Genomic DNA, 10,609 nt, shown 5'->3' on the forward strand with positions numbered 1-10,609 from the left:
AAAATTTCAAAAAAGGAGGATAGCTGGCTATCCTCTTTTTTTGTTTAATAGCCGACAAATTGTTGATTAATGTACACCGGCTTTTGCGATAGAGTTGTAAAAAATAAAGAAGAATCACAATCTAATGCGGAAGGTCGCGACATCATGGATCGGACTACTTGTAATGTTAGAATTGGGCTATATGGATCAACGCACTAATTTGTAGATTTACGTTTTTAAACGTAAGAAATGCAACATTCCATAATAATCCGTCAAGCCTCCATTGCTGATCTGAAAACCGTTCAGATGATCGCCAAAGAAACCTTTTTCGAAACATTTGCAGAAGCAAATACTGAGGCAGATATGCAAATGTATCTGGATAAAAACTTTGGCGAGAACGCGATGAAAGAGGAATTGGATAATCCGTATTCTCTATTTTATATTGCCAGGGAAGGTGAAATACCTGTTGGGTATTTGAAGGTAAATTTAAACGAAGCTCAGACTGAGCTCAAAGACGAAAGCTCCCTCGAAATTGAACGCATCTACGTTAAAAGAGCTTACCACGGCAAAAAGGTGGGTCAGATTTTGTACGAAAAAGCGGTCGATACAGCTATGTTCTACAAGAAAAAATATCTATGGCTCGGCGTTTGGGAAGAAAATCAGAAAGCGATAAAATTTTATCAGAAGAATGGCTTTGTCGCTTTTGATAAGCATATTTTTAAATTCGGCGGGGATGAGCAAATCGATATTATGATGAAAAAAAGCTTGTAATTAACCTAAAAAAGTTGCCGTAGTAAATCAAATTCCCACGGCAACTTTTATAACTCTCTTATGAATTTTATTGAAAATTAATGGTCCGTTAGTACGTCATCACTTGTTTTTCCTGACTGCTACGGAATGCCAGATCGATCACGCGGCAAGTTCTCAGGATTTCTTCTGGTTTTACCGCCAATTCGGCACCTTCTACAATCGCTTCGTAAACATTATCATAAAACGGCATATAATTTCCGGCTTCACTTTCTATGATGCCTGTAAACTCAGGACTCGAAAGTTTTCCCCAGCGATCTTCCGGTTCAACGCCCCAAGGCTCCTGATTTGGCAGAATATTTTTACGTAATGTTTCTTCCTGCACATCAAGGCCACCTTTTATAAACGAACCATTTGTGCCGTGGATCGTGTAACGAAGTAGATTATCATAGACCATCAAGCTCGATTTGAGGATCACAAGTTTGTCCGAATAACCCAGACGAACATCAAAATAATCGTCAATTTCGCTATTAGGCCTAACGGAACTAACAGTTGCCGTAACCGTTTCTGGTGCCCCAAAAAGTACCAAAGCCTGATCCAGCAAATGTGGTCCAAGGTTATAAAGATTTCCGCCTACATCTACTTTTTTCTCTTTCCATGATTCCGTTGGCACCACCGGACGGAATCGGTCATATCGGCATTCGTATTCCACAACGTCGCCCAGTTTTCCTTCTGCAAGTATTTTTTTTATGGTCAGAAAATCAGAATCCCAACGGCGGTTTTGATATGCAGTCAGGATTAATCCTTTTTCCTTTGCAAGGTCGACAAGCTGTTTTGCTTCCTCTTCCGTAGCTGAAAAAGGTTTTTCAATTACTACGTGTTTCCCGTTTTCAAGGGCGTCCATGGCATATTGGAAGTGCGTATCATTGGGCGTACAAATGAACACGACGTCGATAGATTCGTCAGCCAGAAGTTCATCAATGGAACGTGCATTTTCGATCTCGGGATCAAATTCTTGCGCTTCATTTTTACTTCTTTCAACAGCAGTTTTTAGTTTAAAACGCGGGTTTATGGAAAGGAATGGTGCATGGAAATAGCGTCCGGAAAGTCCAAAACCAATAAGGCCGACGTTAAGAATTTTTGAAGACATATGTTAAGGAATAGATAAATGATGAATTTGGACAGGCCGTAAAATGGAGCCGGTTTCAAATTATTATATGTTTACAAAGTTAGCTTTTACCTATACAGAGACAAGAAATTTGGAAAATAACCGGATGTTAAAGTCAAGTTGGATGTCAGGCTTGCTGCCATAATTCCTTCACTTTTTGCAGGTCCCGCTTCATTGCATCAAAAACTACTTTTGGGGCAACCGTGATTTTATCGGCACCCTGATCAGCTCCACCCAGCGGATATTCGAGATGGAGACAAATGGGAGCCTGGATATTGTGGTCTTTCAATAATTTGAAATAGGTTTTAAAATCAACCATCCCTTCGCCAAACGGCATACTTTTCGGAGCCCATTTGCCGTTGCCTTTATCCCACATAAAATCTTTCAGCACAATGGTTTTGATACTTGGCTCGATCAGATTATAGCCCGTCTGCCAGGAAAGTCCGCCTTCTAATGTCGCGTGACGAATGTCGTATTGCGCACCCATGTGGTTAAGGTCAGCTTTTTTCAAAATTTCCCATATTTCAAAAAGCGATGCGCCCACCATTCTTCCTGCATGGTTTTGGTAACAACCCGTTATATTAAGTTTCTTGTTGAGCTGACTTAATCCTGCAATCTTTTCCCGGTATTCGTCCAGCGACTGCGGAATTGTTTTTTGATCATTATACTTATACCAGTTCATCCGGTAATATTTAATACCTTGTGAAGCGGCCGTTTCCAATACTTTTTTATCAATAGCATTATTGGAATCTTCTACCGCAGTCGCCATAAGCAAGGGCGAGAATCCTACTTTTTTCATAGCTTCAACAGCCATCGGTAAATCATTTTCCACACGCTCAGGCAAGACGTGACCTTTCGGACGAACCGTGAGGTCTATTCCATCAAATCCAATTTCTTTTGCCGCTTCCGCCATATCCTTATAATTGAGAAATTGCAGATGTTTAGAAAAAATATTGATTTTAGGAACATCGGCGTTGGCTGCTGATCGCTGCGCAAATCCTTTTTCAGCAACTAAGGGAAGTATGCTTCCTGCAAGCGCAGCATTGACCAGAAATTTTCTGCGGGAAAGTTCTTGTGACATCATTAACGGGTTTAGCAATATAATGAAAATGGTATTTTCGATACTTGCTTTGACGAGAAACGGGAGGCTTGACCCGCAAGTATAGTTATTATTTAAAGAAATAATATGGTAAAAATTAAGCCGCCACTGTCCGCCTGCAATTATAAACTGTTGTGAACAAAAACTTGGCGTTCGGGATTTACATCGCGTACTAAACCAAAATGAAGATTTGTCTTTCATAAATTGTGATTAGTGTATTTTAATTGTAGTATTTTTGTATCATGAATACATTGCCTGTTACAATCCGTTTTCAAGAATTATTCGAATTAGATACTGTTGCAGCTACTTTGCTGCGTATCGGGGAACACGTCCCTGTTTGGTTATTCAACGGTTCTATGGGTGTTGGGAAAACTACATTAATCAAAAAACTTTGTGAGCAGCTGGGCGTAAAGTCGATCGTGCAAAGCCCGACTTTTTCAATCGTTAATGAATACGTCACAGAAAAAGGCCAACCTGTATATCACTTTGATTTTTATCGTATCAAAACTGAATTTGAAGCGCTGGATATTGGCGTTGAAGAATATTTTGATTCAGGCGGATTTTGTTTTGTAGAATGGCCGGAAAAAATCGAATCACTCTGGCCTTATCCTCATATGTTGATCAACCTGAAACTGGACGAAGGCGGCGGGCGGATTTTAGAAATTCACGAAGAGAAATAGACAACAGAAACAGATTAGCACTACTCATTTAAATTGTAATTTAATTTTTTTACCCATTCCATGGCACAGCCTCAAATAACTGGTTTTGAAGAATTGGCGAAACAGTCGGCACTGTATCCGCAGGAGTCATTATTGGCGACCCGAAAAAATCAGAATTCTTTACTTATCGGTTTGCCCCGAGAAGTGTCTTTGCAGGAAAACAGGATCGCCCTCACGCCGGATGCAGTAAGTATACTTGTAAGAAACGGACATGAAGTTTGGGTGGAAAAAAATGCGGGAAAGGGTGCCAATTTTTCAGATCATGATTATAGTGAAGCAGGAGCAAGTATAGTTCCGGGTCCAAAAGAGGTATATCAGGCAAATCTGATACTCAAAGTGGAGCCGCTTGTTGAGGAAGAATTTGAGTATATTAAACCTGGGACAACACTCATTTCGGCGCTTAATTTGCCGACACTTGAAAAAAAATATTTTGAAAGACTCAATAACGCAAAAATAACCGGGATTGGATATGAGCTGATCGGTGATCAGGTTGGGGGGAAACCCATTATCCGGGCAATGGGAGAAATTGCCGGAAGTACCGTTTTGCTCATTGCAGCGGAATACCTCTCAAATCCAAGTGGTGGCAGAGGAATTATTTTAGGTGGAATTACCGGAGTGCCGCCGAGTAAAATTGTAATTCTTGGTGCCGGTACAGTTGCCGAATATGCAACCCGTGCCGCGATCGGTTTTGGAGCAGACGTCAAAATTTTTGACAAACATATTTATCGTTTACAAAGGTTAAAATATTCGATTGGGCAAAATCTTTACACTTCCATTATAGATTCTGATACTTTGGCGGAGGCGATCAGCCGCGCCGATGTGGTTATTGGAACAATGCGTGCCGACAATGGGATGAGTCCGATGGTGGTTACCAAAGAAATGGTTTCTCAAATGAAGCCCGGTTCCGTTATCATTGATGTCAGTATCGATCAGGGCGGGTCGTTTGAGACTTCGAGAATGACAACGCACAAAAACCCGACTTTCAAATATAATGACGTCATTCATTACTGTGTGCCCAATATTCCATCACGCGTGGCCAACACCGCAAGCACGGCTTTAAGTAACGTATTTTTGCCTTTTTTGCTCCAAACCGGAACAATTGGCGGCATCGAGGAAATGATTTATGCAAATCGTTGGTTTATGAAAGGAGTGTATTGCCACAAAGGAACGTTAACAAACTCACACATCGCCAGAAGTTTCAACATGCGTTACAAAGATCTGACGTTGTTGCTGGCAGCAAGAATGTGATTACAAGTAGAATATACAAATAAAATAAAGGTGGAAAGCCAATGCTGAAAGCTGATAGCCGACTGCCGATAGCCAATTATGATTAACAACAGTAATGAAAATTCCCTGATGGACGATGCCAACTCACCTGAGTTGAACCGGAAACTGATGGGGCAGGTATCCCAGGATTTTGTCCGGGTAGCTGATCAATTGAAAGATGCTTCTTACCAAATCAGAAAACGCGGATTTTCTGACAATCCGATATTTGTTATTACCAATGAAGAAGTTGACCTCGGTGTTTTGCTGATCGGCTCAACAGAATTGACGAATCGCTATAATTATCGTGCTTCTTACATGAATGAATTTGTTGAACGAAAGTTGATAGGTGAAGAGTCAGTCCTGCTGTTTCAGGAGAACTACAAAAATGCAGACGAGTACTGCTGTCTATTTGCATTAATCGGTGATTTCTCTGGTTTTATTTTTGTTCCTTATCCGGAGGATAATTAATTACAACAAGAATTTTTTAGAAAAATTTAGAAATTTTTTTGATCGGCCAACTTATCCTAATAAGTTGGCCGATTTTTTTATATCCTCAATTACAGCATCTTATCATATAAGAAGATTGTGCTAAACCGTTTTAAAAGGCCATTTGAGTTTTCAGTTTAGAAAGCCAGTCTTATTAAAATATAATAATAAGCCTTCTAACGAGTAATTAAAATTATTTAATTATTGAAAAAAGTAGGATATTTGTAGAATTACATGAATTGTATAATAAAGTTTTGCAATTCTTAACCGCAACCTATGTATAATACTTAACTAGTGAAGAATTTATGAAAGAAAAATTACTTAGGACCTCTTTAAGAATGTTTATTCTTTTAGGTTTATCCTTTACGTTATCGCCAGTTCTTGCACAGGACAGAACGGTGAAAGGTAAAGTGTTAGATGAAAACGATTCAGGATTGCCAGGTGCATCAGTAACAATTAAAGGTAGTACTGCTGGAACAAACGCTGATGCGAACGGAGATTTTACTTTATCTGGTGTCAGTAGCACTTCTGTGCTTGTTATCTCTTCTATTGGATATGTGAAACAGGAGATTCCTGTTGGAAACCAGACAGATTTTTCTGTGAAGATGGTGGCTGACGTCGCTAATTTACAGGAAGTTGTAGTTACTGCTCTTGGTATTTCAAAGGATGCCCGAAAATTGGGTTATTCCGTGACGACAATTGGCGGAGACCTGATGACTAAGGCCCGTGAAACGAACATTGCTAACTCACTTGCTGGTCGCGTTGCCGGTTTAAATGTTAAAGGAACAAGTGGCGGACCGGGTGGAACTGCGAAGATCCTTATGCGTGGTATGCCTAGTATGAACTCTGGTGGATCGCCATTGGTGGTTATCAATGGAGTACCGATGGACAACACGCAAAGAGGTTCTGCCGGTGAATGGGGTGGAGCTGATGGTGGTGATGGTATTGGTAACCTTAACCCTGACGACGTTGAGACAATGACAGTGCTTAAAGGCCAGGCAGCATCAGCTCTTTTTGGTGCACGCGCTTCAAATGGTGTCATTTTGATTAAAACGAAAGCTGGTAAAAAAGGCGACTTTTCAATTGATTACAACCTAAATTACTCAGCTGATACGCCAAGAGATATGACTGATTTTCAATATGAATACGGTCAGGGTATCGGCGGGCAAAAGCCTACAACGGCTGCTGCTGCGCAGGTTTCTGCAAGAAGAAGCTGGGGAGCAAGATTGGACGGATCACAAGTTATCCAGTTTGACGGAAACCAATATGCTTATTCTGCTCAGAAAGATAACGTAAAGAATTTTTACAGAACCGGCTCTAACTTTACAAACAGTTTATCTGTAACGAAGGGTGGAGAAAACGGATCTTTCCGTCTTTCTGTTGCTAATTTGGATACAAAATCGATTATCGAAAACAGTGGTTTGAAAAGAAAAACTTTCAACCTGACTGCCGATCAGAATATTACTAAAAAGTTGAGCGTGAACGTGATGGCTAACTACGTTATTGAAAACGTTAAAAATAAGCCAATCCTTAGTGACGGTCCGATGAACGCCAACAACGGTATGTTCCTTGCATCAAACATCGACCAGAGAATTCTTGCGCCTGGTTTCGATCCTGTGACTGGAAAAGAAATTGTTTTCAGTGATGACGAATATGTGACTAATCCATATTTTGTTACAAGCCAGTTCGTTAACGACGTAGATCGTAAAAGAATTATCTCTGCATTGTCTACAAAGTATCAGTTTACGAACTGGTTGTATGCTCAGGCACGTGTAGGTTATGATAACGCAAATGACCGTATTTTCAAGGTTACACCTTGGGGAACAGGTTTTTCTAATGCAGGTAGAGGTGGTCTTGACGAGTTGTCAAATGCGCAGCGTACTGAGTTAAACGTTGATGGATTGATTGGTTTTAACAAAACATTCAACAATGACGAGTTCACTGTGGACGCGGTTGCCGGAGCAAACCTAAGAAGAAACCGTTACGAAAAAGTTCAGATCGGTGGTTCTCCTTTTGTACTTCCTTACTTGTATAGCTTCAACAACGTAGTGAATTTCAACAGGGATTATGCTGTTTCAAATACAGAAGTTCAGTCGGCTTATTACAGTGTTGATTTAGGTTATAAAGGAATATTGAATTTGACGACAACTGGTCGTTATGACACTTATTCAACTTTGCCAAGTTCAGCACGTAGTATTTTCACGCCTTCTGTAACGGGTTCATTTATATTCAATGACATCGTCAATGTTCCGAATTTGAGTTTTGGTAAAGTGAGAGCATCGTATGCACGTACAAGTGGTGAGCCATCGACTGCGTATGGAACTGCCATTTACTATGGTGTTGGAAATTCATTTAACACAGTGCCAACAGGTAATTTCAGCGATCAGCTCCCTAACCTGTTCCTTAAACCTTTCACGAAAAGTGAAGTTGAGGTCGGTTTGGACTTGAAATTCTTCGGAAACCGTCTTGGTCTTGATCTTGCATATTACAGCCAGAAAACCAAGAATGAAATTATGCCTGCCAATTACAGTGCTGCAACAGGTTACGTAAAAGGTGTAGTTGGAACGGGTTCTGTGCAAAACCGCGGACTTGAAGTTTTAATAACAGGTACTCCTGTAAAAACATCAAAATTCGACTGGAATGTTTCATTTAACCTTACATCGGTTAGAAATAAAATCCTTCAGACTGACGCTGATAACAACCCTATCACGTTGGGTCAAAACAGAGCTACGCTGGGTAATGCTACAACTGCATTTGTTGTAGGTGAAGCAGGTCCTCAGATCAGAGCGTATGATTACAAATATGCTGCAAATGGTGAGATGATCGTAGATCAGTCAGGTTTGCCGGTAAGAGGAGATCTTATTGATCTTGGAACAGTACTTCCTACTTTATATGGTGGTATAAACAACGAATTTAATGTTGGTGCTTTGAATTTCTCATTCCTTGTTGATTATAACTTCGGAAACAAGATTCTTTCTGCAACTGAAAACTATGCGTACAGAAGAGGATTGCACAAAGCAACACTTGAAGGTCGCGATGGTATTACCACAGGTGTTTCAGAAAGCGGCGCTGCCAACACAGTTCAGGCTTCTGCAGAGGATTATTACACTGCTTTGGCTAACAACGTTACCAAGATCAGTGTTGTGGATGGAGATTATATCAAGCTTCGTCAGCTTACGCTTGGTTACACTATTCCTGCCCGCCTTATTGAAAAGTGGCCTTTGGTACGTGCAGTTAATATTTCATTGGTATCACGTAATCTTTTTTACTTTATGAAAAAGACGACAAACATCGATCCGGAAGCAACCTTCGGTGCCAACCTGACTTATTCAGGTATTGAAGGAACCAGCTTGCCATCGACACGTAATTATGGTATCAATGTGAACTTTAAGTTTAAATGAGACAAACTATGAAAAAGAAACTTTTAATATTATTGCTCCTCACAGGCATGATACCTATGTCATGTACTGATGATTTTGACGAACTAAATACAGATCCTACCAAGGCATCAGGTACTACGTTCGATCCTAATTTGTTATTGCCAAGTATTCAGTGGAAATACGTCAGCGCAACTGCCGGATACAACGGTGCTATTCTCTTCCAAAGCATGTGGGTGCAAATTCTTGCGTCGACATCTTCCGGAGCTGCAAACTATTATTCGAACGCAGACAAATATGTGATTTCTAGCAATACAAATGCGTACCTGGCGAACACCTGGAACACGGATTATAGTGCGGCAAGTTTTGCTTACGAAATGGAGCAGCTTACAAAAGATAAGCCTGCACTTTCAAATTTGATGAATACTGCGATTATCATGCAGGTTCAGTCACTTGCGACAATCTCTGATATCTACGGAGATTTGCCGTATACTGACGCCTTGAAGGCAAAAGATGCGATAACGCTTCCTACTTATGATACACAGGAAAGTACTTACAAGTCTCTATTAACTCGTCTGGATGCAGCAATTACTGGTCTTGATGCTTCAAAACCTTTGGTAACAAATGACGCTTTTGCAAACTACAAAGGTGATGTTGCAAAATGGAAAAAGTACGGTTACTCTCTTATGTTGAAGATGGCCATGCGTTTGGTTAAAGTGGACCTTGCTACGGCAAAGACATACGCTGAAAAGGCAGCTGCCGGTGGCACTTTCACAAGTGTGAGTGATGATGCCTATGTAGTATCTGACGATGCAAATGGTTATACGAACGGAAACGGAGCAGCACTATCAACACCTGCTGACGTGTATCAGGTGAGATGGAGTAAAACAATGATTGACTTTTTGAAGTCGACAAATGATCCTAGATTAGGCGTTGTTGCAGAAGTTCCTGTTGCTGGTTTAGCTGGTAGCCAAAACGTTGCAGCAGGAAGCTCAGATCCTTCAATTCAGATGGGATTGCCAAATGGTTATGACTTGAACGGTGGAGCGACAGACATTTCACGCTCTCCTGGCTACAACGGTGCCTCAGGTTCAGGCGCAGACGTAACCCCGATCGGAAAATATTCTCGCCCCACCGGTGTTTACAGAAGCAGAAGCGCTCCTTTGTTCGTTCAAACATATGCGGAAACTGAGTTGTTACTTGCGGAAGCTGTGACCCGCGGATTCTCTGTTGGTACCACCACGGCAGCTACGCATTATGCAAATGGCGTATCCGCTGGTATCCAGTCATTAGCTCGCTACGGTGCAACTGCTACGATCAGTGCAGCTGTTGCTGATGCTTATGCTGCTGCACATCCATTGGTTGCTGCGGACGCATTAAAACAAATCAACGAACAATACTGGGCTGTAAACGGAACACTATTTAACTTCGTTGAAGCATGGAACAACTGGAAAAGATCAGGTTATCCTGTGCTTACTCCTGTGAATTATGTAGGTAATTTCTCGGGAGGCGTCATTCCAAGAAGACAAGTTTATCCGACAACGGAGGCTACTTTAAATTCTGCTAATTATAATGCAGCTGTCGAAAGAATTCCAGGCGGTGATGTATGGTCTGCTAGAAACTGGTGGGATAAATAATCAAAAAAAACGGAGCAGAGGACTTTAACTCTGCTCCGTTTTTTTAAATAATCAATGCTAACTTCAACAATCTGTTGAAGTTTTTTTAGTTTTTATGATATATCTTTCGTTACATTTTTTACTTCCTTCTT

General features: G+C 40.8%; 8 protein-coding genes. 6 read left to right on the forward strand and 2 right to left on the reverse strand.

Features of this window, described 5'->3' with window-relative positions:
* Window positions 1-228 precede the first annotated feature (228 nt).
* Window positions 229-750, forward strand: a complete 522-nt coding sequence (locus L0657_RS03520; RefSeq protein ID WP_235149012.1) for a GNAT family N-acetyltransferase — start codon at window positions 229-231, stop codon at window positions 748-750.
* Window positions 751-838: 88 nt separating this feature from the next.
* Here L0657_RS03520 and L0657_RS03525 read toward each other — a convergent pair whose 3' ends face one another.
* Window positions 839-1,876 carry a Gfo/Idh/MocA family oxidoreductase gene (locus L0657_RS03525; protein WP_235149013.1) on the reverse strand — a complete coding sequence of 346 codons (1,038 nt, stop codon included), beginning with the start codon at window positions 1,874-1,876 and terminating at the stop codon, window positions 839-841.
* A gap of 145 nt (window positions 1,877-2,021) precedes the next feature.
* Window positions 2,022-2,978, reverse strand: coding sequence for a sugar phosphate isomerase/epimerase family protein (locus tag L0657_RS03530; protein ID WP_310588256.1), 957 nt, complete (start codon window positions 2,976-2,978; stop codon window positions 2,022-2,024).
* 257 nt (window positions 2,979-3,235) lie between these two features.
* Here L0657_RS03530 and tsaE point away from each other — a divergent pair, with 257 nt between their 5' ends.
* The 5 genes from tsaE to L0657_RS03555 all read left to right on the forward strand — a co-directional run bounded on the left by tsaE (window position 3,236) and on the right by L0657_RS03555 (window position 10,478).
* On the forward strand, window positions 3,236-3,673 hold the full coding sequence (tsaE, locus tag L0657_RS03535) for a tRNA (adenosine(37)-N6)-threonylcarbamoyltransferase complex ATPase subunit type 1 TsaE (protein WP_235149014.1): 438 nt from the start codon (window positions 3,236-3,238) through the stop codon (window positions 3,671-3,673).
* Window positions 3,674-3,733: 60 nt separating this feature from the next.
* Window positions 3,734-4,960, forward strand: a complete 1,227-nt coding sequence (locus tag L0657_RS03540) for an alanine dehydrogenase (protein ID WP_235149015.1) — start codon at window positions 3,734-3,736, stop codon at window positions 4,958-4,960.
* Between the two features lie 78 nt (window positions 4,961-5,038).
* The gene (locus L0657_RS03545; RefSeq protein ID WP_235149016.1) at window positions 5,039-5,446 is read left to right on the forward strand and encodes a hypothetical protein; all 408 of its coding nucleotides are present in this window, start codon (window positions 5,039-5,041) and stop codon (window positions 5,444-5,446) included.
* Window positions 5,447-5,769: 323 nt separating this feature from the next.
* The gene (locus L0657_RS03550) at window positions 5,770-8,865 is read left to right on the forward strand and encodes a SusC/RagA family TonB-linked outer membrane protein (RefSeq protein WP_235149017.1); all 3,096 of its coding nucleotides are present in this window, start codon (window positions 5,770-5,772) and stop codon (window positions 8,863-8,865) included.
* An 8-nt stretch (window positions 8,866-8,873) separates the two neighbouring features.
* Window positions 8,874-10,478, forward strand: coding sequence for a SusD/RagB family nutrient-binding outer membrane lipoprotein (locus L0657_RS03555; protein WP_235149018.1), 1,605 nt, complete (start codon window positions 8,874-8,876; stop codon window positions 10,476-10,478).
* The last annotated feature ends 131 nt before the right edge of the window (window positions 10,479-10,609 follow it).

Source organism: Dyadobacter sp. CY345, assembly GCF_021502725.1.
Taxonomy (GTDB): domain Bacteria; phylum Bacteroidota; class Bacteroidia; order Cytophagales; family Spirosomataceae; genus Dyadobacter.